Source organism: Alkalibacterium putridalgicola, assembly GCF_900109825.1.
Lineage (GTDB): Bacteria > Bacillota > Bacilli > Lactobacillales > Carnobacteriaceae_A > Alkalibacterium > Alkalibacterium putridalgicola.
Genome location: NZ_FOBL01000010.1, coordinates 1 through 26,320, shown reverse-complemented (window position 1 = coordinate 26,320; position 26,320 = coordinate 1). Strand labels below are relative to the sequence as shown.

The 26,320-nt window shown below is 40.4% G+C and carries 26 protein-coding genes and 1 other annotated feature (1 of these 27 cut by a window edge); of the genes, 21 read left to right on the top strand and 5 right to left on the bottom strand.

The features are described 5' to 3' along the window. Positions 1-161 (top strand) — a binding site (T-box leader); it begins 65 nt to the left of the window's first position. 53 nt (positions 162-214) lie between these two features. From thrS to pepF, 11 genes are all read left to right on the top strand, one after another. After that, positions 215-2,146, top strand: a complete 1,932-nt coding sequence (gene thrS, locus BMX84_RS04650; RefSeq protein WP_091487646.1) for a threonine--tRNA ligase — start codon at positions 215-217, stop codon at positions 2,144-2,146. Positions 2,147-2,398: 252 nt separating this feature from the next. Continuing rightward, on the top strand, positions 2,399-2,902 hold the full coding sequence (gene infC, locus BMX84_RS04645; RefSeq protein ID WP_091487644.1) for a translation initiation factor IF-3: 504 nt from the start codon (positions 2,399-2,401) through the stop codon (positions 2,900-2,902). 69 nt (positions 2,903-2,971) lie between these two features. After that, on the top strand, positions 2,972-3,172 hold the full coding sequence (gene rpmI, locus BMX84_RS04640) for a 50S ribosomal protein L35 (RefSeq protein WP_091487643.1): 201 nt from the start codon (positions 2,972-2,974) through the stop codon (positions 3,170-3,172). Positions 3,173-3,212: 40 nt separating this feature from the next. Continuing rightward, positions 3,213-3,572: a 50S ribosomal protein L20 gene (rplT, locus tag BMX84_RS04635; protein ID WP_091487641.1), complete on the top strand. Its 360-nt coding sequence runs from the start codon at positions 3,213-3,215 to the stop codon at positions 3,570-3,572. A gap of 262 nt (positions 3,573-3,834) precedes the next feature. Further along, positions 3,835-5,232: a protoporphyrinogen oxidase gene (gene hemG, locus BMX84_RS04630; RefSeq protein ID WP_091487639.1), complete on the top strand. Its 1,398-nt coding sequence runs from the start codon at positions 3,835-3,837 to the stop codon at positions 5,230-5,232. A gap of 134 nt (positions 5,233-5,366) precedes the next feature. Continuing rightward, on the top strand, positions 5,367-6,110 hold the full coding sequence (locus BMX84_RS04625; RefSeq protein WP_091487638.1) for an MBL fold metallo-hydrolase: 744 nt from the start codon (positions 5,367-5,369) through the stop codon (positions 6,108-6,110). Between the two features lie 14 nt (positions 6,111-6,124). Further along, on the top strand, positions 6,125-7,144 hold the full coding sequence (gene lplA, locus BMX84_RS04620; RefSeq protein ID WP_091487636.1) for a lipoate--protein ligase: 1,020 nt from the start codon (positions 6,125-6,127) through the stop codon (positions 7,142-7,144). Positions 7,145-7,436: 292 nt separating this feature from the next. After that, positions 7,437-7,844 carry a transcriptional regulator SpxA gene (spxA, locus tag BMX84_RS04615; RefSeq protein ID WP_091487634.1) on the top strand — a complete coding sequence of 136 codons (408 nt, stop codon included), beginning with the start codon at positions 7,437-7,439 and terminating at the stop codon, positions 7,842-7,844. Between the two features lie 202 nt (positions 7,845-8,046). After that, positions 8,047-8,688, top strand: coding sequence for an adaptor protein MecA (locus BMX84_RS04610; RefSeq protein ID WP_091487633.1), 642 nt, complete (start codon positions 8,047-8,049; stop codon positions 8,686-8,688). 117 nt (positions 8,689-8,805) lie between these two features. Continuing rightward, complete coding sequence (locus BMX84_RS04605) at positions 8,806-9,882, top strand: competence protein CoiA (RefSeq protein ID WP_091487631.1); 1,077 nt, start codon at positions 8,806-8,808, stop codon at positions 9,880-9,882. 115 nt (positions 9,883-9,997) lie between these two features. After that, positions 9,998-11,809 (top strand): oligoendopeptidase F, encoded by a 1,812-nt coding sequence (gene pepF, locus BMX84_RS04600; protein ID WP_091487630.1) that lies wholly within the window; start codon positions 9,998-10,000, stop codon positions 11,807-11,809. Between the two features lie 121 nt (positions 11,810-11,930). Here the strand turns inward: pepF and BMX84_RS04595 are convergent, their stop codons facing one another. After that, complete coding sequence (locus BMX84_RS04595; protein WP_246119112.1) at positions 11,931-12,536, bottom strand: DsbA family protein; 606 nt, start codon at positions 12,534-12,536, stop codon at positions 11,931-11,933. A 293-nt stretch (positions 12,537-12,829) separates the two neighbouring features. Then, positions 12,830-13,408, bottom strand: coding sequence for a CYTH domain-containing protein (locus BMX84_RS04590; RefSeq protein WP_091487626.1), 579 nt, complete (start codon positions 13,406-13,408; stop codon positions 12,830-12,832). Between the two features lie 95 nt (positions 13,409-13,503). Between BMX84_RS04590 and yjbM the strand changes: the two genes are divergently transcribed. Genes yjbM through BMX84_RS04565 form a run of 5 tightly spaced genes read left to right on the top strand, consistent with a single transcriptional unit; the run spans position 13,504 to position 17,108 of the window. Further along, entirely contained in the window at positions 13,504-14,124 is a 621-nt protein-coding gene (gene yjbM, locus BMX84_RS04585; RefSeq protein WP_091487625.1) for a GTP diphosphokinase, read from the top strand. Positions 14,125-14,149: 25 nt separating this feature from the next. Then, positions 14,150-14,977, top strand: a complete 828-nt coding sequence (locus BMX84_RS04580; RefSeq protein ID WP_177165464.1) for an NAD kinase — start codon at positions 14,150-14,152, stop codon at positions 14,975-14,977. Beyond that, on the top strand, positions 14,952-15,869 hold the full coding sequence (locus BMX84_RS04575) for an RluA family pseudouridine synthase (protein WP_091487621.1): 918 nt from the start codon (positions 14,952-14,954) through the stop codon (positions 15,867-15,869). The genes BMX84_RS04580 and BMX84_RS04575 overlap by 26 nt, the downstream gene beginning before the upstream one ends. Next, the gene (locus BMX84_RS04570; protein ID WP_091487619.1) at positions 15,853-16,845 is read left to right on the top strand and encodes a ComEC/Rec2 family competence protein; all 993 of its coding nucleotides are present in this window, start codon (positions 15,853-15,855) and stop codon (positions 16,843-16,845) included. Before BMX84_RS04575 ends, BMX84_RS04570 begins: the two co-directional genes overlap by 17 nt. Continuing rightward, a complete protein-coding gene (locus BMX84_RS04565; RefSeq protein ID WP_091487618.1) occupies positions 16,845-17,108 on the top strand; it encodes a DUF3006 family protein in 264 nt (87 codons plus the stop codon). The genes BMX84_RS04570 and BMX84_RS04565 overlap by 1 nt, the downstream gene beginning before the upstream one ends. On the opposite strand, the gene BMX84_RS04560 is transcribed toward BMX84_RS04565, so the two are convergent. Continuing rightward, positions 17,109-17,543 (bottom strand): GNAT family N-acetyltransferase, encoded by a 435-nt coding sequence (locus BMX84_RS04560; protein ID WP_091487616.1) that lies wholly within the window; start codon positions 17,541-17,543, stop codon positions 17,109-17,111. Positions 17,544-17,680: 137 nt separating this feature from the next. Between BMX84_RS04560 and BMX84_RS04555 the strand changes: the two genes are divergently transcribed. Continuing rightward, entirely contained in the window at positions 17,681-18,799 is a 1,119-nt protein-coding gene (locus BMX84_RS04555; RefSeq protein WP_091487614.1) for an AI-2E family transporter, read from the top strand. Positions 18,800-18,810: 11 nt separating this feature from the next. Then, positions 18,811-20,403 (top strand): peptide chain release factor 3, encoded by a 1,593-nt coding sequence (locus BMX84_RS04550; protein ID WP_246119109.1) that lies wholly within the window; start codon positions 18,811-18,813, stop codon positions 20,401-20,403. A gap of 95 nt (positions 20,404-20,498) precedes the next feature. Here BMX84_RS04550 and BMX84_RS04545 read toward each other — a convergent pair whose 3' ends face one another. Further along, the gene (locus tag BMX84_RS04545) at positions 20,499-22,760 is read right to left on the bottom strand and encodes an ATP-dependent Clp protease ATP-binding subunit (protein ID WP_091487612.1); all 2,262 of its coding nucleotides are present in this window, start codon (positions 22,758-22,760) and stop codon (positions 20,499-20,501) included. Between the two features lie 337 nt (positions 22,761-23,097). Between BMX84_RS04545 and BMX84_RS04540 the strand changes: the two genes are divergently transcribed. The 3 genes from BMX84_RS04540 (at position 23,098) to BMX84_RS04530 (ending at position 26,025) form a co-directional block, all read left to right on the top strand. Next, positions 23,098-23,364 (top strand): phosphocarrier protein HPr, encoded by a 267-nt coding sequence (locus BMX84_RS04540; protein WP_091487722.1) that lies wholly within the window; start codon positions 23,098-23,100, stop codon positions 23,362-23,364. Next, the gene (ptsP, locus tag BMX84_RS04535; protein ID WP_091487610.1) at positions 23,364-25,088 is read left to right on the top strand and encodes a phosphoenolpyruvate--protein phosphotransferase; all 1,725 of its coding nucleotides are present in this window, start codon (positions 23,364-23,366) and stop codon (positions 25,086-25,088) included. Before BMX84_RS04540 ends, ptsP begins: the two co-directional genes overlap by 1 nt. Before the next feature lie 67 nt (positions 25,089-25,155). Next, a complete protein-coding gene (locus tag BMX84_RS04530; RefSeq protein ID WP_091487609.1) occupies positions 25,156-26,025 on the top strand; it encodes an NAD(P)-dependent oxidoreductase in 870 nt (289 codons plus the stop codon). Positions 26,026-26,131: 106 nt separating this feature from the next. Here BMX84_RS04530 and BMX84_RS12620 read toward each other — a convergent pair. Further along, positions 26,132-26,320 (bottom strand): hypothetical protein (locus BMX84_RS12620; RefSeq protein ID WP_218142333.1); only part of this gene is annotated, 189 nt, incomplete at its 5' end.

The following is a 26,320-nucleotide window of genomic DNA, read 5'->3' as shown; positions in this document are numbered from 1 at the left end:
ATTCTTAAGACTAACTGCCGCAGACCCCTTTCGAGTACTATTTTGAATCCTGAGTAAAAATAGTCGCAGCCTCAGCGTTATCGAGTAATGAAGATAGAAAGTACACGTGTACTTTTCTATAAATTTTGGGTGGAACCGCGTATGATTCTGACGTCCCATTGAATGAGGTAAACTTATTCAATGGGACGTTTTTTATATATAAGGAGGAATAAAAATGGTCGAACAAATCAATGTCACACTGCCTGACGGTACAGTTAAAGAAGTGGAACAGGGCTCAACACCGAAAGATATAGCCGGGAGTATTGCCAAGTCTTTAGAAAAGAAGGGGCTGGCCGCCAAATGGAATGGTGAACTCATAGACTTCAGCCGTTCTTTAGACGAAGACGGGATGCTCGAGATCATCACACAAGATCATGAAGATGCCTTGTCAGTCCTTCGCCATTCAACAGCTCATCTGATGGCCCAGGCGATCAAGCGCCTGTATCCGGATGCGAAATTTGGAGTGGGCCCGGCTATCGAGAATGGTTTTTACTATGATACAGATACGAGCGAACCCATCACAGATGAAGATTTAGGTAAGATCGAAGATGAAATGATGGCGATCGTTAAAGAGAATCTTCCTATCGTAAGAAAAGAAATCAGCCGGGAAGAGGCATTAGAATTTTTTAAAAATGATCCATATAAAACGGAACTGATCAATGACTTGCCGGAAGATGAAGTCATCTCGATTTACGTACAAGGTGAGTTTGCCGATCTCTGCCGTGGGGTGCATGTTCCGTCGACAGGACGGATCCAGGTCTTTAAACTTCTTTCTCTGGCAGGCGCCTACTGGAGAGGTAATTCAGATAATAAAATGATGCAGCGCGTCTACGGTACTGCCTTTTTTGATAAAAAAGCACTGAAAGAATATCTGAAGATGCGTGAAGAAGCGAAGCAGAGAGACCACCGCAAACTGGGTAAAGAGCTGGACCTGTTTATGCTCAATCCGGAAGTCGGTTCTGGTCTGCCTTTCTGGCTGCCTAAAGGGGCAACGATCAGACGTATCATCGAGCGCTACATTACAGATAAAGAAATCAACCTTGGATATGAACATGTCTACACACCGATTATGGCCAACGTGGATTTCTATAAAAAATCAGGTCACTGGGATCACTATCATGAAGACATGTTTCCGCCGATGGACATGGGTGATGGAGAAATGCTTGTCCTGCGTCCAATGAACTGTCCACATCACATGATGGTCTTTAAAAATGATGTTCGCAGTTACCGAGACTTGCCTATCCGAATTGCCGAACTTGGTCAGATGCACCGTTATGAAAAGAGCGGGGCGCTATCCGGTCTGCAGCGAGTACGTGAAATGACCCTGAACGATGCGCATGTCTTTGTCCGTCCAGATCAGATCAAGGAAGAATTCAGACGTGTGGTCAATTTGATGCTGGCTGTATACGAAGATTTCGATATAACGGACTATCGTTTCCGCCTGAGTTATCGTGATCCTGAGAATACTGAAAAGTATTTCGACGACGATGCCATGTGGCTGAAAGCAGAATCCATGCTGAAAGATACTCTGGACGAAATGGGTCTGGAATACTTTGAAGCCATGGGAGAAGCTGCCTTTTACGGTCCTAAACTCGATGTACAGGTGAAAACAGCTTTAGGCACAGAAGAAACATTGTCCACCGTTCAGCTGGACTTCCTGCTCCCTGAACGCTTTGATCTGACATATGTCGGGGAAGATGGCCAGGACAATCACCGTCCAGTCGTTATCCACAGAGGGATCGTTTCGACAATGGAACGTTTTGTGGCTTACCTGATCGAACGTTACAAAGGGGCATTCCCTACTTGGCTGGCACCAGTCCAGGCTAAAATCATTCCTGTTAATCTGGATATCCACGGCGACTATGCCAAAGACCTGCAGGAAAAATTGTCATTACAAGGTCTGCGTGTGGAAGTAGATATGCGTAATGAGAAAATGGGTTATAAAATAAGAGAAGCTCAGACACTCAAGGTCCCTTATCAGCTTGTCATTGGTGACAATGAGATGGAAGAGGGCACGATTGCTGTACGTAAGTATGGTGAGAATAAAACAGAGACTGTCGCATTGGATGCATTCATTGAGAAACTGAAAACAGAAGGTAAAAAATGAAGAGTTAAATAATGATTTGACAACACAGATCATTGATGGTATTATTAGAAAGTTGAGAAAACAAAGCAGAAGCCCCCGCTTCTCGCCTAAGTGATGCAAATCTCTGGGCAGATATGAACGTATATATAATTAAACGCAATGACTTGTGTTTTTATGCGGAGATAAGGCGGGATTTCTATAGCTAATAGAAATGTCGTCTTTTTCTGTGTTTTTCTCGCAAATACTTTGGAGGTGACCACCATAGCTAAAGACATGATTGTCAACGATCGTATTCGCGCTAATGAGGTACGGTTGATAGGTAAAGACGGTGAACAGATAGGAGTCATTTCACGTAACGAAGCATTGAGATTAGCAGAAGATGCCAGTATGGACCTGGTTCTTGTTTCTCCTAATGCTAAACCCCCAGTGGCTCGTATAATGGATTACGGAAAATATCGCTATGAACAACAGAAAAAAGAACGTGAAGCAAGAAAAAATCAGAAAATCGTCAATGTTAAAGAGATTCGTTTGAGCCCAACCATTGATGACCACGATTTCAACACTAAATTGCGTAACGCTCGTAAATTCTTGGATAAAGGCGATAAAGTAAAAGTTTCTATTCGTTTTAGAGGTCGAGCTATTACTCATAAGGAAATTGGACGTGAAGTATTAGAACGTATGGCGGAAGAAACATCTGATATTTCACAAGTTGAATCTAAAGCTAAAATGGATGGCCGCAGCATGTTCTTGATGCTCGCACCGAAAAGTGAGAAGTAATAAGCAATAGAATCATCACTTTATGATTCTGCTTAAAATTTTAGAGAAGAGTATTGGAGGAAAAGTATAATGCCTAAGCAAAAAACGCATAGAGGATCAGCAAAACGTTTCAAAAGAACAGGTTCTGGAAAACTAAAAAGAAGTCACGCAAAACGTAGCCATATGTTTGCGAACAAAACGCAGAAGCAAAAACGTAAATTACGTAAATCTGCTATGGTTTCAGACAGTGATTACAAACGCATCAAACAGCAATTAGCTTACATGAAATAAAAATTTAGATTTCTAGGATTGTATTGAAGGAGGAAAAACAATGGCACGAGTAAAAGGTGGAGTCGTCACTCGCAGACGCCGTAATCGCGTATTAAAATTAGCTAAAGGATATTATGGTGCAAAACATCGCTTGTTCAAAGTTGCAAAACAGCAAGTAATGAAATCATATATGTATTCTTACAGAGACCGTAAGCAAAACAAACGTAACTTCCGTAAATTATGGATCGCACGTATCAATGCAGCGGCACGTATGAATGGTTTGAGCTACTCTAAATTCATGCACGGACTAAAAGTTGCGGGCATCGATATGAACCGTAAAATGCTGGCTGACTTGGCGATCAATGATGCAGCAGCATTCACATCATTGACAGATCAAGCTAAAGACGCATTAAACAAATAATAAAACTGGACCATATGATTTTGAGCATCGAATGCTCAAAGTCATATGGTTTTTTATTAATATAATGTTAACCGTATAGTAAAATAACTTTAATGTATTTTATCTGCTTCATGGTATAATAGAAAAGATTGCTTCAATTATAAGTGCTTTTCAAAATCCTCTTAGAATCAAATGCTCTAAGATAAGATAAAGAAAGCCTGGATTGATTTTAGTAATGAAGTAGAATCGTAAAAATATCATTATAGTATGTGAGGTATGACGAATGGACAAAAACAAAAAACGAATCGCCATTATTGGGAGCGGAGTGACCGGCCTCACTATTGCGTATCGCTTACAGCAGCAGGTCGATAAGGAAGAGCTACCTGTGGAAATAATCGTTTTAGAATCATCCATCCGTTCTGGAGGAAAACTGTATACCATGAAGTTTGGAGAAGAGTTTATTGATTTAGGAGCCGAGTCGATCGATACACGGCTACCTGAAGCAATGGAACTGATTAAAGAATTAGGCCTCAAGGATGAGATAGAGTTAAGTCAGAATGGCAAACAGGATGTGTATGCTTTCAATAAGTTGTATAACTTTGATTGTCCTACGTATAAAGGGATTCCCGTCAGGCGGACAGATATATGGAAGCTTGACTTGATTTCGTTCCAAGGGAAATTGGATTTTTTAAGGAATACATATTTTTCCGGAAAAGAAGCGAATGAAGAAATCACAACCAAAGAGTACCTCGCACAACGTATCGGGGAAGAAATGGCTGAATATGCAGCCGAACCGTACTTTGCTAAAATCTATACAAGTGATATTGATGAGATCGGGATCCATGGATTCAATGAACCCATCGTAGAACTGGAACAGGAATACGGAACCTGGACAAAAGTTCTGGAGAACCATCCTGACATGCGTGATAGAGATGGTATGTATGCTACATTCAAAGAGGGACTGGAAACACTGACCAGAGAATTGACCGATAAAGTAAGCGGAAAAATAAGATTTTCCAAAAAGGTCACTGAAATAAAAAGAAGTATCAACAATACGTACATCCTTGATATAAATAAGAAAGAGCAGTTGAGAGTAGATTCCCTCGTTGTGGCAACGGATCCTGGATCTTATAATGAACTGTTCATAGACATCGAGTTAAGTGATTACTTCAAAGAAATCAAGATGGGGTCCGTGGGTTTTTTGCTGCTCAGCTTTCCAAAAGGTTCCTTGAAGAATCCGCCTAAAGGCAACGGGGTCCTGTCTGTCAGAAGGAATAATTCATATATTCAAAGCATTGTGTGGCTGAATAGAAAATGGAACCATTTTAAAGATAAGGACGAAGAGCTTTTGGGGATTTACTTCGGGCGTAGCGTAGACGGGGTCATGATGTCTTTAAGTAACAAGCAAATAGAAGAAGAAATCATCCAAGATGTGTCCAGCATGTTAAAAATCGATAGTGAACCCAACTACAAGATAATTAAGCGCTGGCCGAATGCTATTCCTCAGTTTACATTGACACACGAAGAAAAAAGAAAGAACTTGTTCGAGTTTTTGAGTGAAAAATATCCTGGTCTATATTTGGCCGGGAATGGAATCAAAGGATTTGGAATCAATAACTGTATAGCTCAAGCGAACGAAGTTAGCCAGCAGGCTCTCGAACACCTTAAAAAAACAATATAGTATTTTTATAGCGTGATATTGAGTTGAATGGAAAAAAAACAACTAATTCTCTGTAAGAAAAAGAGATTTAGTTGTTTTTTTTTATGCTGAAACGTATTCTAGTAATAGAGATAAAGGAAAGAAGGGACAATATTATGAAGTTAACAGTGCTGGGTTACTATGGTGGTTATCCTACCAAAGGCGTGGGGACGAGTGCTTACCTAATTGAATCAGAGGGATTTCATCTTCTCTTAGATGCCGGCAGTGGAAGTCTGCTTGCCTTGGAAAAATATGTCGATCCTATAAAACTGGATGCTGTTCTGATCTCTCATTATCATCATGACCATATTGCTGATCTGGGTGTTCTGCAGTTCACACGATTACTAAAAAAAGACGAGCATGGGAATAAACCCCATCTGCTGCCAATATATTGTCACGATGAAGATAAAGATAGTTTTGCAAAAATGACATTTGAAAATGTCAGTCAGGGAATTGCTTATACAAAAGAACCAGAGCTGACGATCGGACCATTTAAAATAGAACATATGAAAACGATTCACCCTGTACCCTGCTATGCTTTTCGGATCACGGAGGAAAAAACAGGTAAAGCATTAGTGTTCACAGCTGATTCAGGTTATAAAAAAGATTTTATAGCCTTTTCAACAAAGGCTGACTTACTCCTTGCAGACAGCAATTTCTTCAGAGGGATGGAAAACCATTCTGTCCACATGACGGCTAAAGAATGTGGCAGAATTGCAGCTCGGGCCGGAGTGCAGAACCTGATGCTTACTCATTTGCCGCAAAAAGGCGATCTGAACCAGCTGGTCGCAGAGGCAAGGGAAGAAGCACCGGATGTGTCGGTACAACTGGCACAAAAAGATATGACAGTAACTATTTAAGAGGAGAGATATGGATGTATTATGTTAAGAATGAACGTGACGGTAAGGAAATACACGATCCTAAATTAAATTTAGCTATAGAGTATTATCTGCTCAATGAAGTGAAACTGGATGAACCGATATTGCTCTTTTATATCAATGACAATTCGATCATTATAGGAAGAAACCAGAACACATATGAAGAAGTCAATACAGCTTATGTGGAAGAGAACGGAGTAGATGTTGTCCGTCGATTTTCCGGAGGCGGGGCCGTGTATCATGACATGGGCGTCTTATGTTTCTGCTTCATTACTGAAGATGATGGTAATTCTTTCCGGGACTTTAAAAAGTTCACATCGCCAGTGATAGATGCTCTGCACCAGATGGGGGTAGAAGGGGCTGAATTAAAAGGTAGAAATGATCTGATCATAGATGGGAAAAAATTCTCCGGTAATGCCATGTATTCCAAGAATGGTAGAATGACTGCGCATGGAACCTTGATGTTTGATTCTCAAATCGAGGCAGTCGTTAAAGCACTGAAACCCAAAAAGCATAAGCTGGAATCAAAAGGTATAAAATCCATCCGCAGCCGTGTGACGAACATCAAACCCTTCCTTGATGATTCATATCAGTATATGAATGCCAAGGATTTCAGAGAACAGCTGCTTCTGCATATCTACGATACAGATTCCAAAGAAAATGTGAAGGAGTATGTCCTGACAGAAGAAGACTGGGAAAAAATCGATGCGTTTGCTGCTGAATATACAGCTAACTGGAATTGGAATTACGGCAAGTCACCTGCATTTGATATGGAGCGCAGCGAACGTCTATCTGTAGGGACAGTGGAAGTGAAGATGAATGTCAGAAAAGGTAAAATCGAAGATATCCGCATCTTCGGAGATTTCTTTGGCTTAGGTGAAATCGAAGACGTAGAAAAAGAACTGCAAGGTATACCCTATACCAAAGAAGCGATAAGAGATGCAATCAGTAAAGTAGATGTGAATAAATATTTCGGTAAAGTGGAAACTGAGGAGTTAGTCGATCTCTTTTACTGATCGTCAATAAAAATAAGAAGAGGTGTATTCGATGGACTGTCGCGTACACCTCTTTTTATTTGAATAGGCGTTTATTTATAATAATTATAAATAGTTAAAACACGCAAATTTAAATTTGATTTTATAAACGCCGTTGTTAAGGTTTTTTTAAAAATAATATAAAATCAATATGTAAATTTGACAAAAAAAAGACAAATAGGGGTTTACATTTTGTCACATTTAAGCTACTATTATAACTGTAGACAGATTCATTAGAAACTATTAATCAAACAAGCGAAGGGAGAAATACATAATGGTTACATTATTTACAACACCCAGCTGCACATCTTGTCGAAAAGCAAAGGCCTGGTTAGAGGAGTACGATATCCCTTACACAGAGAAAAACATGGCCCACACACCACTCGAAATCAATGAAATCAAAGCAATCATGCGTTTAACTGAGGATGGGACGGAAGATATCATATCTACACGTTCAAAAGCGTTTAAAGATCTGAACATCGATATAGACGAACTTTCAATGAAAGAATTGTTTGTTCTGATCCAGGAAAACCCGACTTTGATCAGAAGACCGATAATCCTCGATGACAGAAGATTACAGATCGGTTATAACGAAGATGAGATCCGCCAATTCGTGCCTCGAGCAATCAGAGAAATAGAACTTCAAAAAGCACAGCAGTTGGTAGCACTAAAACAAAGCTGAATATAAAAAAGAATCGGCAAATCAATTGCCGATTCTTTTTATAAAAATGAGAAAGCTATGACAATTACGAAAGTTGTGACTTGTATTTAAACTGTACCTTTTGTATAATAATTGGAGTGCAGTCTTTTCGACTGTACATTACCAGACAAGAAAATTTATCCCACAGGGACGTTTATTCCAAGGAAATGTGAGGTGTGGAATAATGGAAATTGAACATATCAACGATGATACGATTCGTGTAGTCATTGAAAATACTGATTTAGAAGAACGTGGTATCACTTTTCTTGATCTGCTGGGAAATCAGAAACAGATCGAAAAATTCTTTTATAGTATATTAGAAGAAGTGGATATCGATGAAGAATTTCAGGAATCTGAAGCAGTCACTTTTCAAGTCATGCCGAATAATAATGGGTTAGAATTATTTATCAGTAAAGGGACCAATTTTAAAGAGGAAATTAATTCTTTGGACACGCTGAAGGACCAGTTAAATAAGAACGCTAATCAGAATGAGGAAACACTAGATGAAATTGATGAATACACTAAAGGTAATAACCCGACCAAAGAAGTAGTGGTTGCTTTAGAGAGTTTTGAACAACTGATAGCTTTATCTAAATCTCTGTATTTGGAAAGCGGGATGTCGACTCTTTACAGCTATAAAAACAAGTATTACCTCCACATAACATTCTTTGTCGAAGAAATGGTCGAAAAGACAAGTGATGAAGAACTGGCAGTTGCTCTTGAGTATGGAAACAAGACCAAAACAACACCTGAAGTATTAAATGAATATGCTGAAAAAATAATGGAAACAAACGCACTGGAATTGACACGCTATTACTTCAAATAAACTGAAAATCAATGAAGATCCTGCAGAATTTATTTCTGCGGGATCTTTTTTCGTTAAAAAATAAATAAACAGTAAATATTAATAAGTGAAGATAATAAAATGTGAAGAAGGGATAGCATGTTTACAGCAGTGGATAAGCAGCATAATTTAGTAACAGCGAACGAGTACACCAGAGAGAGTCAATGCTACTGCCCGGGATGCCGGGAAGAAGTGATATTCAAAAAAGGTGAAATCTATCAGGCTCATTTTGCTCATAAAAACAACAGTCGCTGCCAGATGTTCTCGGAAGGTGAGACAGCAGCACACATTGAGGGGAAATTACTTCTGTATCACTGGTTTAAAAAGGAAGAAATCACAGTTGAGCTGGAAGCCTATCTACCTGTATTGAATCAGAGACCAGATCTGCTGATTCAATATAACGGCGTTTCTGTGGCGGTCGAGTACCAGTGCAGTCCTATCTCAATAGAAAAAATCAGAAGCAGGACAGCTGGGTATGTACAGAATAATATAAAAGTGATCTGGATACTTGGGGAAAAATTAAAAGTGAATAATACACTTTCCACGCGTCACTATGACTATCTTTTCGTGAATAAAAGTGGGGCATTCACTCTGTTTCAGCTCAATGAAAAAAAGCAGCAGCTTGAAGTTATTACAGATATTAGATGTTCCAATGCAGGACAGGCATTTAAGAGAAGCAGAGTCGATTTTGATGATGATATCGTCTATATGTTAAAAATAGTTGAGCAACCAAACCACAACAGGGTTCCTGTTGTAAAGTCCAGAATAAATGAGGAAAAGAACTTATACCGACTTTCATTTTATAAAGATAAAAGAGCAAGACGTTTTTTTGAACTTCTCTATTGTAATGATATGCATATAAAAACCTTACCTGATGTACTATTTTACAGTGTATCAAAGGAATGGTTCATCAGGACCTTATCGTATCAATGGAAACTGATACTCGTTTTGTGGTTGGACGAACTGCACCCGACGCAGGTCATTACAGACGCCGGTCTCAGCCGAAAGATAAAAGAATGGGAGAACGAGGGAGAAATCATTTTTCATTATTTGCCGGATATAGAGCACAGTGTCCTGATCCAGCCATTGTTTCAGTTCATGGATCTTTTGTGTAACAAAGGTTATCTGGATGAAATAGCTGAGCGTAAATGGGTCCGCACTGAAACGATTTTATAACTATGAATATTTAATGAGTGAAGATAACGAAAAGATTAACAAACAAAAAGATATTCTATTCGTTTTCAAATTATGTTATCATTAATATGTTGATAAAATTTTAGGAGGATATTTAATGGCTGAATCAAAAGCTTTACCCTTACGAGAAGAAATACCAGTCGAACAGACTTGGGATCTTACTGTCATCTATAAATCCGATGAGAAGTGGGAAGAAGACTTTAATGAGACTCAAAAATCAGTAGAAGAAGTGAAAGCCTATCAGGGTCAATTAGCTTCCGGCAGCGGGACTTTCCTTGAAGCACTTGAAGCGATGTTGAATCTGTCAAGAAAAGTAAGCGCTCTTTATGTCTATGCGCACCTTAAAAATGATCAGGATACAGCGAATAGTACATATCAGGCGATGAATGACCGGGCACGCTACCTTGCAGCCTTGTCTCAGGAAGCGACGTCCTGGTTTGAACCTGAATTGATCGCACTGCCTGAAGAACAGCTATCCGGTTATTTTGATGAACAGGAAGAACTGAAACAATATAAACATTATATTACCCAGCTGACTGCAAACAAAGCACATGTTCTTTCAGCAGAAATGGAAGCACTGCTGGCTGCAGCAAGTGAAGTCCTGACCTCTTCCAGTCAGACCTTCAGTGTGCTGAACAACGCAGATCTGAAATTTCCAATGGTCAAAGGAGAAGACGGGGAAGAGGTCCAGTTGTCTCATGGGATGTATGGAGAACTTCTGGAAAGCACGGACAGAGAAGTAAGAAAAGAAGCCTTTGAAAAAATGTACGAGGTTTACGAAAGTTTCAAGAATACATTTGCCAGCACGCTCTCAGCAAATGTCAAGCATCATAATTATCAGGCTAAAGTCCATCATTATAATTCTGCAAGAGAAAGTGCCTTGTCAGACAATCACATCCCAGAGGCTGTGCATGATACACTGATAGAAGTCGTTAATGATCATCTGCCGCTGCTGCACAGATACATGGATCTGAGAAAACAGGTCCTGGAACTGGATGAACTGCATATGTATGACTTATATACACCAATCACCGGTGAAGCCAGCCTGAAGTTCACATACGATGAAGCAAGAGACAAAACATTTGAGGGACTGGATGTTCTTGGTCCTGAATACAGAGCTGTACTCGACGATGCCTTCAACAGCCGCTGGATCGATGTCGTTGAAAATAAAGGGAAGCGCAGTGGTGCCTATTCTTCAGGTATGTATGATACTAATCCATATATCCTGCTAAACTGGCATGATTCACTCAATCATCTATATACACTCGTCCACGAGCTTGGACATAGTGCCCACAGCTACTTCACGAGAAAAAATCAGCCTTATGTTTATGGGAACTACTCGATTTTTCTGGCTGAAATTGCTTCAACGACCAATGAAAATCTGCTGACTGACTATCTCTTGGAGACAACAGAAGACCCTAAAGCAAGAGCTTACGTGCTGAACCATTATCTGGATGGGTTTAAAGGAACGGTATTCCGTCAGACACAGTTTGCAGAATTCGAACATTTTATGCATGAAGAAGCTGCAAAAGGCACGCCGCTTACAGCCGATTATTTGAGCGAAAGTTACAGAGAACTGAACAGCAAGTATTATGGTGATGCTGTTGAAAAAGATGAGGCCATTCAATATGAGTGGGCGCGTATCCCGCATTTCTACTATAACTACTATGTCTATCAATATTCTACAGGCTTCTGTGCCGCGACAGCTTTGGCTGATAAGATCCTTAACAAAGAAGAAGGGGCATTGGATAAATATCTGTCTTACCTGAAAGCAGGAAGCAGTGACTATCCAATCGAAGTAATGAAAAAAGCAGGCGTGGATATGACGGAAAGAGAGTATCTGGAAAGAGCCATGAAAGTCTTTGAAGAACGACTGGATGAACTGGAAAAAGCGCTGGACTCTATTTAACTCATTAAATCATCAATGAGTTAGTTTTCTCTTTTATATCTTTTGAACACAATAAACAACCCGTCTCGAGCTGATCGCAATAGCTGAGGCGGGTTGTTTTTATATATTTAGATCAATGATCCTATACCATCTGAATCAGTGACAGATGCTTTGGCGTCGTTTTCTTGAGCTGGATCTTTTCATCAGAGAAACCGTGAAGTATCTGTTTAGTAATGACGGTATCTAAACGATAACCATATTCGTCATCGCCACTAGGATACAATACACAGGAGGGAGCGTTTTGTATATCCATTTCCTGTGCCAGTTTCTGATCTTTTTTGAATGCTGCTTTTGTAAAATCTGATTCGAAATCTTCTTCGAACATTTCCAGATCCAGTTTGATCAACTCGGCGATCTGAGTAAATAATTCTTTGGTAACATCTTTGCCTTCATTGATGACTTTATCCTGCAGCGCCATCAGGAATTTTCTGCCTTTTTTCTTGCCCTGCATCGAAGCGGCCTGAAAAGCTAAGCTGGCATGAAAAGAATCAGTGTAAAGCTGATTGCGATTGGATAACGTTTGGTTCTCTTTTTCTTTCATAATATTACCTATTGTATGGAAATTGAGTAATGGAATAAAACGCACCTTAACTTTTTCGTCTCGTTCATTGGAAAATGACTCTATAATTTTTTCGGTTTCATAACATGTTGTCCCCAAGGGATTTACAAATAAGAAAACTTCGATCATATTATTAAAAAACATCTTTAGCACACACCTAATTTGTATTTTTGTCAGTCATAACAGTTGTGATTCTTAATGGTTGCTTAATATACTTCCGATACCCAACAGATTAAAATGAAACGGATTCTCGGGCAGTAGTAATAGAGTTTCGATTATTTAATGTAAGCTGTAAAATCTTGTTGATTACATTATATAGACTAACAAATATATCAGGTATTTTGTAATGTTCTGCTTGATTACAGCCTAAAAAAGACTGTTATTGTGACTAAAATGTCACAAACATCATAAATGTATGAAATCTAGTGGGCAGCATTAAAGGCACGGGCAATTTTATTTTGAGTCTCTCTTTTTGGAATAGCATGTTCTTTTAGGATCTGAGCAAACAATTTTTCACCCGTAGATTTTGAATCGGATTCCACTTCAAGTTCATAATCGATCTGATTCGAGTAATAACTCTTATCGAGTACAATAATGGAATGGGGGTTTTCAGCTTCAAGACGTTCGGTTTTAAGCTGGGCAATCTTGAAAACATCCTGATCGATCTTAATACCTTCCTGAACCAGAACGTTGTGAATAGCTTCAGGAAGAGAAAATGATCCGGCTGTAATCAGTTCCCTGGCTTTTACTGGAGTCATATCCAGGGTCGTTTCAGTGTGATGTCCTTCAAAAGGTGTTTTGAGCGTCATTTCAGCTGAGCTTTCTTTTATACGGATACGGAGTGCGCAACGTGCATCTTTTAACTTGGCGTCTTGCGTATCGAAATAATAATTTTCCTGAATAACAGGAGAGGACACATCAGCAAAAAAAATGGTCTTTAGTTTATCGTATTCCTGCTGAGTTAAAAGGTTTTTGTACTCGATTTCTACTTCTTGTCTCATATTGATTATTAAACCCCTTGCTACGGTATTTTTTAAAAATATGTTACAATGATATCAATAATATTGACTAAATTAAAGTAAAGAAGGTATAGGATATGAATAGAGATTGGGAACTTTTCCTGCTTCCTTACAGACAGACAGTGGATGAACTGAAAGTTAAACTTCGCGGCCTGAGAGGAATGTATCAGTTGAGGAAAGAACACGGGCCGATTGAATTCGTCACCGGAAGAGTGAAACCGATAAAAAGTATTATAATGAAATCAAGAACAAGAGGTATTTCTTTAGATAAACTGGAGACTGATATGGAGGATCTGGCAGGCATAAGGATCATGTGCCCGTTCGTGGAAGATATTCATGACGTCGTATCTATGCTGAAGAACCGGAATGATTTAACAGTTGTTTATGAAAAAGATTATGTCACCAATAAAAAAGACAGCGGGTATCGTTCCTACCATCTGATATGTGAATATCCTGTCCAGCTGATCGATGAAGTAAAAGTGGTTTTAGTGGAAATCCAAATCAGAACCCTTGCTATGAACTTCTGGGCTTCCATCGAGCACTCGCTGAATTATAAATATCAGGGAGAATTTCCTGAAGAAATCAATACCCGATTACAGAAAGCGGCAGAATCAGCTTTTCAGTTAGATGAAGAAATGTCTACGATCAGAGAAGAAATCAAAGAAATCCAAAAAAACTTCCGTTATTCTCAAGAGTAATTGACGTAAAGGAAGGAAAATCAACGTGAAAATAGCCATTGTACAGAATAATACTCAGGAATCATTACCTGTCGTAAGGCAGCTTAGAGAACTGCTAAATGAATCAGAATTGGAAATCGTAACTCAAAAACCGGATATCATCATTTCAGTTGGCGGAGACGGGACGTTATTGTCCGCTTTTCACCGTTACGCACATTTACTGGACAGTGTTCGTTTCATCGGTGTGCACACAGGACATTTAGGGTTCTATACCGATTGGAGACAGTACAACCTGAAAGAACTAGTCAACAGTCTGGAAAACGATAACGGTGAATTCATCCAGTATCCGCTTCTGGATGTTGAGGTCGTATATAAAAGTAGACACAAGAATAAGCATTTTCTGGCATTGAATGAATCCATCGTCAAAATCACTGACGGCACACTTGTTGGAGATGTCTATATCAAAGAAGAACACTTTGAGCGGTTTAGAGGTGATGGCTTATGTATTTCTACGCCAACAGGTTCAACCGGCTATAATAAATCGATCGGTGGAGCAGTCCTCCATCCAAGACTGGAAGCCCTACAGCTGACTGAAATCGCGTCTTTGAATAATCGCATTTTTCGAACACTCAGTTCGCCGATGATCATAGCACCGGATGAATGGATAAAAATCAAACCGATCGATACGAACACATTCACTTTAACGATAGATCAGTTAGTTTCATCAGAAACTGATGTTGATTACATACGTTTTCAAATTGCAAAAGAACGTATCCGATTTGCTCAATATCAGCATACGCATTTCTGGGATCGTGTGGAAGACGCATTTTTAGGAGCTAAAACGAATAATGAAAATCGAATGGACAGTCACTAGTCAGTCCCCTATGACATTAAAATCATTTTTAAAAACGAAACGTATTTCCAAGCGTCTGCTTGCGAAAGTCAAGTTTCAGGGAGGTCGTCTGGAAGTTAATCAGGAGCTGAGCAGGGTCAGAAAACAGGTGTCAGAAGGGGATCTCGTTTCTCTTAGCTTGCCGGATGAGCCTGCAAATGACCACTTGGAGATCTCAGACAAGAAAATCGTTGTCTTGTTTGAGGACGAACATTTTCTTCTGGTCGACAAGCCAAGCAACGTTCCTTCTGTACCCTCATCACTTTACAGGAATCACACGATGGCTAACCGGGTAAAAGGTTATATTGAAAAAAAGGATTATCGTCATAAAACGATACACATCGTTACACGATTAGATAAAGATACTTCAGGAGTTATGATTTTTGCCAAACATGGCTTAGCACACTCTTATCTGGACCAGCTCTTAAAAGGAAAAGAATTATACAAGGAATACGTTGCGTTTGTAAATGGGAAACTCGAGAAACGATGGGACCTCATAGACAGACCGATCGGTCGTATGGAGGATTCTATAATAAAAAGACAAGTGGTTGAAACCGGAAAACCTTCAAAAACTGAATACTGGGTAAAAAAGAGGTACAGGGACTCGACACTGGTTAAAATTCAACTGCATACGGGACGCACACATCAGATCAGAGTGCATTTTTCTGATATCGGCCATGCTTTGCTGGGGGACACCCTTTATAATCCGGGATCGGCTGAAAAGTGGATAGACAGACAGGCTCTTCATTGTGCTAAAGTCGTTTTTGACCATCCATTCACTGGCAAAGAACTTTCAGTGGAATCCCCCTTACCAGATGATTTAAAGAGATTATCTAATCAATTGGAGAGTGTGAGCAGTGAAAAGAAAAGTTAAACGAAAAAAAACAACGAAAAGTGGCAAACGATCTGTTCTGCTGACAACACTACTTGTTAGTGTTGCTTTTTTATTGGGATCGTGGGCAGAAAGGAGTAACCTATCCTTTCAATGGATCGATACTTATGTAAGTGAAATAAAAGTGTATATAAGGTCCATCCCTATTCCATTTACTGACGATGAGATAAAAGGAAATACAGCTGAACTGCATTTTTTTGACGTTGGCCAAGGTTCAGCGACACTGCTGCAGGCCCATGACGGAACAACTATTCTGATCGATACCGGAAGATATGATGACAGCGAGCCTAGGATCATCAATTATCTTAATGATGAGATCGGTGTAGGGGGTAAGATCGACCTTATGATTTTCACTCACAATGATGCCGATCATATTGGTAATGGGGATATCGTCCTGGAATATTTTCAAGTAGAAGAAGTTTGGATGAATGGCATGGATCATACCTCTCAAACCTACAGTGATGTATTGGATGCAATGCTGGACACAGACGTAGCATACAGAGAACCCAAAGCCGGAGATGAAGCCGAAGTGGGACCTTTCTCGATTCAGGTCCTGCATCCTCTTTTAAATGAAACAGAAGAGAATCAGAATGACGAGTCGATCGTTACGCGAATCGCAATAGGGGATGCATCTCTTGTGCATTCTGGAGATGTGGATGCGCAAGTGGAAAAACGCATGATATTAGATAATCCAGCCTCGCTGCAGTCGGATATCATGGTTTTAGGGCATCACGGCTCAAGCACCAGTACAAGTATAGAGTGGCTGGAAGCAGTTGAGCCTAGAGTGGCTGACTATCAGGCAGGCCCTGATAATCATTATGGCCATCCTCACAAAGAAACGATAGAGAAATTTACTGATCGTTCCGCTGCGTTATTTGGAACAGACACACATGGGACGATCCAAATCAACGTGACAAAGGATGATCAGCTGGAGATTTTAACTGAGGAGGGAAACTGATGTATGTGGTGTTAGAAGAAATAGAAGGCGAAACCGCCCGTCTCGTTCCCGATTCATCTAAAGAGCCTCTATATGTACCGGTTGGGGAACTCCCCGAAGATTACGAACTCGGGGATGTTTTTCTCGTTGAGAAGAAACAGGACCGGGCAGCTGTTTACTTGAAGAGAGATATCAAAGAAAAAGAAAGAAGACTTGAGGTCAACCGCTGTAAAAGAAAAAGGCTTCTTAATAAGTCACTTAATAAGAAACCGGATAAACACTGATTATATTTTTTTCTGCATAAAATGATGAGGGATGCCGGCATCTAAAAAACCTTCACCGTGGACTGTAAATCCTTCTTTTTCATAGAAAGAAATGGCGTGGTCTTGTGAATCCAGAATAAGGCTTGAACCATGCAACTGCTCTTTGGCGATTTTCTCGATATGTTTAAGCAACAGTCTTCCCATACCTCGTTTACGATAAGGTGAAAGAACGGCTACCCGCTGAACCTTGACAGAATTATCAGCCTTTTTCAGTAAACGAGCGGTACAGACAGGTTTATCATCTTCATAACCGACGATATGCAGCGTCTGATCTTCTAATTCGTCTATCTCCAAGGACGGATCCACTTTTTGTTCCTCGATAAATACTTCTGCTCTGATAGCGATTGAATCACGATAGACTTCAGATAATATATCTGTGGTTGTTTTAAAATCCATACTATCCCTCTTTTCTGAAATTATGTCTTACTATAGCAATATTTACGTTTGTCGTCAATGTATCACCGAACTTACTCTTTCAATAGAAGGCTGTGTCGCTTATAATGTAAGAGAAACAAGTAAAAGAGGGGGATAAAGTGATCAACTGGAGAGAATCTAAATTAATGTTCTGGACAGTATGGCTCTTAGCAGCAGCCATACTCATTTACGTGCTTCAACGTATTGATTTTATATTAAATCCTTTAGTCGGCATTCTAACTGCGTTATTTATGCCACTGCTGATAGCGGGATTTCTGTATTATTTATTGAATCCTTTAGTCGAACTGCTGGAACGTTTTAGAGTAAAACGGATCATCGGCGTGGCTGTCGTGATGATCTTACTGATCGGATTTATTGCTCTATCGATCCTTCTCGGCATACCTATGCTCATTGAACAGACTTCCAATCTGATTTCCGGTATACCAATGTTTATCAGTGAACTGGAAATATACGCTAATCGTTTAGCTGAAGAGCCATGGATGCAGCAGATCGATATCACTATGGCTCTTGACAATCTTGAAATATGGTTGAGAGATATCGGATCGCGTTTCCTGTCTGGAATGGCTTCAGGTGTCGGCAGTGCTATCCAGGCCTTCACGGAACTGGCTTTTCTATTTATTACAGTACCGGTGATCTTATTCTATATGCTTCATGATGGTCATAAATTTTTGCCTCTTGTAGTAGACATGACTCCTGCAAAATACAAAAAAAATATAAAAGAAATGATCATTCAGACAGACAATACCATTTCAAGCTATATCAGCGGAAAAGGTTTGGCCTCTTTACTGGTTGGGGCACTGCTCTTTTTTATGTATTCCATCATAGGTTTGCCTTCCGCTTTCCTGCTGTCATTTTTTGCCGCTATCACTAATTTCATACCATATGTCGGTCCGTTTATCGGAGCAGGACCAGCAATCGTTGTCGGACTGATCGAATCTCCTGCACGGGCCATACTGGCTGCTGTTTTTGTACTCGTTGCACAGCAGCTGGATAGTAACTTATTCACACCGTTCCTTGTCGGGAAGTCCCTGGCTATCCATCCGCTGACTGTCATACTGGTACTGCTGGCATCTGCCAATATAGCAGGGCTTATCGGTATGCTGGTCGGGGTCCCTGTTTTTGCGATCCTGAAAACGATCGGGACATACCTGATCAAAATGTATCATGAACAGAAACTGATTAAGTATTCAATAGACAAAAATAATTTTAAAGAGTAAGGACGTTTATATTGACTGATAATAAAAGTAATGAATTGACTAAAGAAGTAAAAAGAAGACGGACATTCGCTATCATCTCCCATCCGGATGCAGGGAAAACGACAATTACCGAACAGCTGCTTCTGTTTGGCGGAGCAATCAGACAGGCTGGAACTGTAAAGGCCAAGAAATCGGGTAAATTCGCCAAATCTGACTGGATGGAAATCGAAAAGCAAAGAGGGATCTCAGTAACGAGTTCTGTCATGCAGTTCGAGTATCAGAATAAACGGATCAATATCCTGGATACTCCGGGGCATGAAGATTTCTCTGAAGACACCTATCGTACATTGATGGCTGTCGATGCGGCTGTCATGGTCGTGGACAGCGCAAAAGGTATCGAAGAACAGACGAAAAAACTATTCAAAGTCTGTCGAATGAGAGGCATTCCTATTTTTACATTTATGAATAAACTAGACAGAGACGGTAGAGAACCCCTTGAGCTGATAGAAGAACTGGAAGAAGTTCTTGAAATCGATGCCTACCCCATGAACTGGCCGATCGGTTCCGGAAAGACACTTTTGGGCTTATACGACCTTTATCACAATCGGATCGAAGCATTCAGACCTGAAGAAACCAATAATGGCGAACGTTTCATCCCGTTGAATAAAGAGGGAGAGATAGAGGGAGAGCACAGGATCAAAAAGGAATCACTCTATGATCAAGTGCTTGAAGAAGCTTTACTCCTGAAAGAAGCGGGGAACGAATTTTCAACTGAAGCAATCGCTGCAGGGAAATTGAGCCCCGTATTCTTTGGTTCGGCTTTGACTAATTTCGGGGTCCAGACTTTTCTTGAAACGTTCCTGCAGTTTGCTCCAGAACCGTCTGCTCACGAAACGAGAGCGAACGATATCATTAAACCGACAGAACCAACATTTTCTGGATTTGTTTTCAAAATACAAGCCAATATGGACCCACGTCATCGTGACCGTATTGCATTTTTGAGAATCTGTTCTGGAAAATTTGAACGGGGAATGGACGTTACTCTGCCGCGTACTGGGAAGAAAATCAGGTTGTCCAATTCCACTCAGTTTATGGCAGAGAGTAGAGAAACAGTGACAGATGCAGTTGCTGGAGATATCATCGGACTTTATGACACAGGGAATTTCCAGATAGGAGATACGCTGTACGCAGGTAAAGATGAAATAGAATTCCAGGAACTGCCACAGTTTACACCAGAACTTTTCATGAAGGTAGAACCAAAAAATGTAATGAAACAGAAGTCGTTCCACAAAGGGATCAACCAGCTGGTTCAGGAAGGTGCCATTCAGCTGTATAGATCGTATCACACCGAAACCTATATCATCGGAGCGGTAGGCCAGCTCCAGTTTGAAGTCTTCCAGCACCGCATGCGCAATGAATATAATTCTGAAGTCGTCATGACCTCTATCGGCAGCCGTATTGCCCGCTGGGTAAATCCGGATCAACTGGATGAGAACATGGGATCGAGCCGTAATATGCTTGTCAGAGACCGTTTCGATCAGCCGTTGTTCTTATTCGAAAATAAGTTTGCTGAGAGATGGTTCAGTGATAAATATCCTGAAGTAGAATTGACCTCTCTACTATAAAAAAACAGAAAAACACATATCCCTTTTCACGTTCATTCATCTGAACCGGAAGGGGATATGTGTTTTTTACTTTATTTTAAATTTCAGGAAGTCGGTTACTGTTCAGTGCTGTCAGTTTTATTCGTTTCTTCATTTGCTTTCTGCGACTCGCCGTTAGATGACTGTTCTTTTGATTTCTTAGTGATCACAATGGCATCATCTTCGACTGTTGCTGATATTTTACCTGGTTCTGGATTGTTGATATAAAACTCAGCGATTTTATCTTCGATGTGTTCTTCTATAACCCGTCTTAAAGGACGTGCACCCATCTTAGGATCATACCCTAAGTCGACAAGTTTCTCTTTAGCTGACTGATCGACGTGTACCGTTATATCATGCTGCTTCAATGCTTCATTGACATCTTCAAGCATCAGATCCACGATTTCCAGCAGATTTTCTTTTGAGAGCGGATGGAATTCAACGATTCCGTCAAAGCGGTTCAACAGTTCGGGTCTGAAATAATCCTGAAGACGATTTTTTATCGAATGCTGTTCTCCGCTTATCTGAGCTCCAAAACCTACGCTTGATTCGACATTGGTCGTTCCGGCATTGCTTGTCATGATAATGATCGTTTCTTTGAAGTTGACTGTACGCCCTTGAGCATCTGTCAAGCGTCCATCGTCCAGGATCTGCAGGAACATATGCAGGACGTCTGGATGAGCTTTTTCCACTTCATCGACCAGGATCAGACTATATGGATTACGTCTGACTTTTTCAGTAAGCTGTCCTGCTTCATCATAGCCAACATAGCCTGGAGGCGAACCGATCAGTTTGGATGTGCTGTGTTTTTCCATATATTCGCTCATGTCCAGCCGAACATAAGCATCTTTGCTTCCAAACAATTCAAGAGCGAGAGTTTTTGCCAATTCTGTTTTTCCGACACCAGTAGGCCCCACGAACATAAATGAACCGATCGGGCGGTTTTTCTGTCTGAGACCAATACGGTTCCGGCGGATGGCTTTAGCTACTTTGTCAACAGCCTCATCTTGACCAATGACATGGTGTCTGAGCGCTTTGTCCAGATCTTTCAGCTGAGCCTGTTCTTTTTCTTTTAACTCACCTACAGGGATACCTGTTTTTATTTCGATGATATTTATAATATCCTGTTCTGTCACTTCGGGCTGTTCGGACTGAGGAGTCTGCTGTTCGATCATTTCTTTGTATTTTGTGACTTGATCACGATAAAAAGCAGCCTTTTCATAATCTTCTTTTTCTAAGGATTCCTGTTTCTGCTTTTCTGCTTCATCAATTTTTTCTTCCAGTGATTTCGGATCAACAGATTGAATCGTCAGATTCTTTTTAGATCCGGATTCATCCAGCAGATCGATCGCCTTATCAGGCAGGAAACGGTCTTGGATATAACGGTGAGATAATTCTACTGCACTTTTGATCGCTTTATCTGAATACTTAACGTGGTGGTAATCCTCATACTGTTTCTGGATACCTTTTAAAATCGTCAGTGTTTCTTCTATGGTCGGTTCATTAACTCTGACAGGTTGTAAACGGCGTTCCAGTGCGGGATCTTTTTCGATTTTTCTATACTCGTTTAAAGTCGTCGCACCGACCATTTGAAGTTCGCCTCTGGCTAAAGCGGGTTTTAAAATATTCCCGGCATCCATGCTGCTGCCTTCTGCAGAACCGGCACCGACGATTTCATGCACTTCATCGATGAACAAGATAATGTTGTCGTTATCTTTCAATTCATTCATCAACTGTTGCATACGCTCTTCAAACTGACCTCTGATTCCTGTTCCTTGAACAAGGGAGGCAACATCGAGACGGATAACTTCTTTATCCTGCAGTTTATGCGGCACTTCATCATTGACTATCTTCATCGCAAGACCTTCGACGATGGCAGTTTTACCCACGCCGGCTTCACCCGTTAGAACAGGATTATTTTTAGTTCGTCTGTTCAAAATTTCAATGACACGTTCGATTTCCTTGTCACGCCCGATCACCGGGTCTATCTTCCCGTCCTTAGCCATTTGAGTGAGGTCCACACCATATTCACCAAGTAAACCGCCACGTCCTCCGCCGTTTATCGGAGGCTGCTGATTATTGCCGGAGAACTGCCTGTTAGGGGGAGTGGGTCTCTCTGTATTTGGATTCTGATTCTGAGACAGGGCACGGAAGAGGTCATCAAATTGATTGAAGCCAAACGGATCCTGGCTGTTTCCCTGATTCAAACGTCCTTGCTGTTCTTGCTGTTTTATTTCACGATAACATTTCTGACAAAGGTCAATTTCTCGTCGTCGTCCATTGACGCTTGTGGTTAAATGAATTGTTGCAGGTCGCTCCATACAGCGTTGACATATCATGATAAGAAAACTTCCTTTCTATATAAAGTTCTAATTTTATTATACGTATTATCTGTTCAAAGGTCAGTTCAAAGGGTTTGAGTTCACACGAAAAAGCTTGACCAATATTGACCTTTGATAGATTTATTATACATTGACCATTTTTGACTTTCAAGGATAAGTTATATGAGTTGAGAAAAAACAGTTGTAGGTAAAGGAGAAAAGTGGTAATCTGTATAGGAAGAAAGAATAAAATGGCGGTTTAATGGAAAAGTACGGAAAAAAAGTACACATCCATAACAGACTGAGGTTCTATTCTTTTCATAATAAAAAAACTTTTTTAAAAGGAGCAGTTCAAATGGAAAAAAGAGAATACACGATTATTGCAGACACAGGGATCCACGCTAGACCCGCAACGTTGTTAGTACAGCAGGCAAGCAAATTCAACTCAGATATTACATTAGATTATAAAGGTAAGTCTGTTAACTTGAAATCTATCATGGGCGTTATGTCTTTAGGCGTAGGTAAAGGTGCAGAAGTTTCGATCACAGCTGATGGAGCTGACGAAAAAGAAGCCATCGCAGGAATCGAAGAAACAATTAAAAATGAGGGAATGGCTGAATAATGACTTCAAAAGTATCCGGAATTGCAGCAAGTGATGGAATCGCTCACGCAAAAGCCTACTTACTCGTTGAACCAGACTTAACAATCGAGAAAAATGAAATTTCTGATACTGATGCTGAAATGAAACGTTTAACAGAAGCAACTGATAAAGCTAAAGAACAATTAACTAAAATCAGAGCTATTGCTGCTGAATCGTTAGGCGAAGAAGAAGCACAAGTATTCGATGCTCATATCATGGTGTTGTCAGATCCAGATCTAATGGATCAGACAAAAGCTGTTATCGACAGTGAGAACGTAAATGCGGAATATGCTTTTAAACAGGTGACGAATACATTCATCACTATGTTTGAGGGGATGGAAGATAACGCATACATGCAGGAACGTGCTGCCGATATCCGCGATGTCAGAAAACGTGTGATCGCAAATCTCTTGAATGTGACCTTGCCTTCACCAGCAACCATTGAAGAAGAAGTTATCATCATTGCAGAAGATTTAACACCGAGTGACACAGCTCAGTTAAATAAGAAATATGTCAAAGCATTCGTCACGAATGTCGGCGGACGTACATCTCATTCTGCTATCATGGCCAGATCGCTTGAAATCCCAGCGATCGTTGGGACAAAAGATATCACTGAACGCGTGTCTGAAAATGACCAGCTTATCGTTGATGGTTTAGAAGGGGATGTTTACATCAATCCTTCTGAAGAGGAAATATCTTCATTCAACAAGAAAGCTGAAGACTATGACAAGCTGAAACTGGAATGGGATCAGCTGTTAAATGAGCCGAGTGTGACCAAAGACGGCAAACATGTCGAATTGGCTGCAAATATCGGCACACCAAAAGACTTAGTCGGTGTCAAAGACAACGGCGGAGAAGGTATCGGTCTATATCGTACAGAATTCTTATATATGGATTCTGCTGAACTTCCTACAGAAGAGGATCAGTATGAAGCGTATAAAAAAGTTCTGGAAGGTATGGAAGGTAAGCCGGTCGTCGTGAGAACGATGGACATCGGTGGGGACAAAGAGCTTCCTTATTTAGAATTGCCTAAAGAAATGAATCCGTTCCTTGGCTACCGCGCTATCCGCGTCAGTTTAGATCAGGATTCTATTTTCAGAACCCAGTTAAGAGCGTTGCTTCGCGCTTCTGTTCATGGAACGCTACGTATCATGTTCCCAATGATCGCGACCCTGCAGGAGTTTAGAGAAGCAAAAGCTATACTGGAAGAAGAAAAAACTTTGTTGATCAAAAAAGGTGTGGAAGTTTCTGATTCGATCGAAGTCGGAATAATGATCGAAATTCCTGCTGCAGCAGTGTTAGCTGATCAGTTCGCTAAAGAAGTGGATTTCTTCAGTATCGGCACAAATGATTTGATTCAATATACAATGGCTGCGGACAGAATGAACGAGCAGGTTTCTTACCTGTATCAACCATATAACCCATCTATTCTGCGTCTTGTGAAAATGGTTATAGATGCTGCTCATAACGAAGGTAAATGGGCCGGCATGTGCGGAGAAATGGCTGGAGATCAAATCGCAGTTCCATTACTGATCGGACTGGGATTAGATGAATTCTCAATGAGTGCAACAAGTATTCTTAAAACCAGAAGTCTGCTTAAAAAGCTGGATTCTGATGAAATGAAAGAATTGTCTCATAAAGCTGTTACAGAATGCACAACGGTGGATGAAGTTATTGAGTTAGTTAACCAATATGTAAAAGATTGATCAGACAGATTGGGTTCCATTTGGAGCTCAATCTGTTTTTCTATATTAAAAATACAGGAGTGAGCATATGACTAATATCGGATTCATAGGAACAGGCGTTATGGGAATTTCTGTAGTTGAGCACCTGCTAAAAAATGATCACGCCGTTACTGTGTATAACCGTACAAAGGCAAAAGCCGAAACACTTTTAACCAAAGGTGCGGTGTGGGCTGAAACCCCTCAGAATGTTGCGGAAACATCGGATATCATTTTTACGATGGTAGGGTATCCTGTAGATGTAGAAGATGTCTATTATGGAGAAAAAGGCATATTCAAGGCGGATGTAGCGAATAAAGTCCTGATCGATTTGACGACCAGTACACCTTCTCTGGCAGAAAAGATCAATCAGACAGCAAAAGAAAAGCATGCAGAGGCCTTGGATGCACCGGTTTCCGGTGGAGACCTCGGTGCGAAAAAAGGAACGCTTACGATAATGGTCGGTGGGGATGAACAAGTATTCAATGATATGAAAGAGATTTTCCAGCTCTTCTCATCGTCACTGGAACTGCATGGACCTGCTGGTAGTGGTCAGCATACAAAAATGGCTAATCAGATAATGGTCGCAGGCACAATGACTGGGCTGACAGAGATGCTTGTGTATGCAGAAAAAGCTGAGCTGGATCTAAAAAAAGTAGTGAAAACGTTGAGTGGCGGTGCAGCAGGTAACTGGTCGCTGGAAAATTATTCTCCGAGGATATTAAAAGAGGATTATTCGGCTGGTTTTTTTGTCAAACACTTTATAAAAGATTTGAGTATAGCGCTGGATGAAGCAGAGAAGATGGGATTGAACTTACCGTCCACTAAGTTAGCAAAAGAATTATACGAGCAATTGAGTCAGAAGGGCCATGCAGAAGATGGAACGCAAGCACTCATCAAATTGTGGTGGGAAAACGAATAGGGTAGCAAATTGTATTTTAAAGTTAAAGAAGCTGGGAAGAAAGTATAGTGACCTCAGAAAGTCTAACTTTTTGAGGTTACACTAAACTCCCAGCTTCTTTGCTAGTTTAGTCCAGGTAAAGTGTTCTCTGAAGGTATTGTGACCAGTTCATGCTGTAATTCTTCAAGAAGTAGTCGCAATAACCGTTTAGTGACCAGTTTATGCTGTAATTCTTCAAGAAGTGGTCGCAATAGCCGTTTAGTGACCAGTTCATATTATAATTCTCCAGGAAGTAGTCGCAATAGCCGTTTAGTGA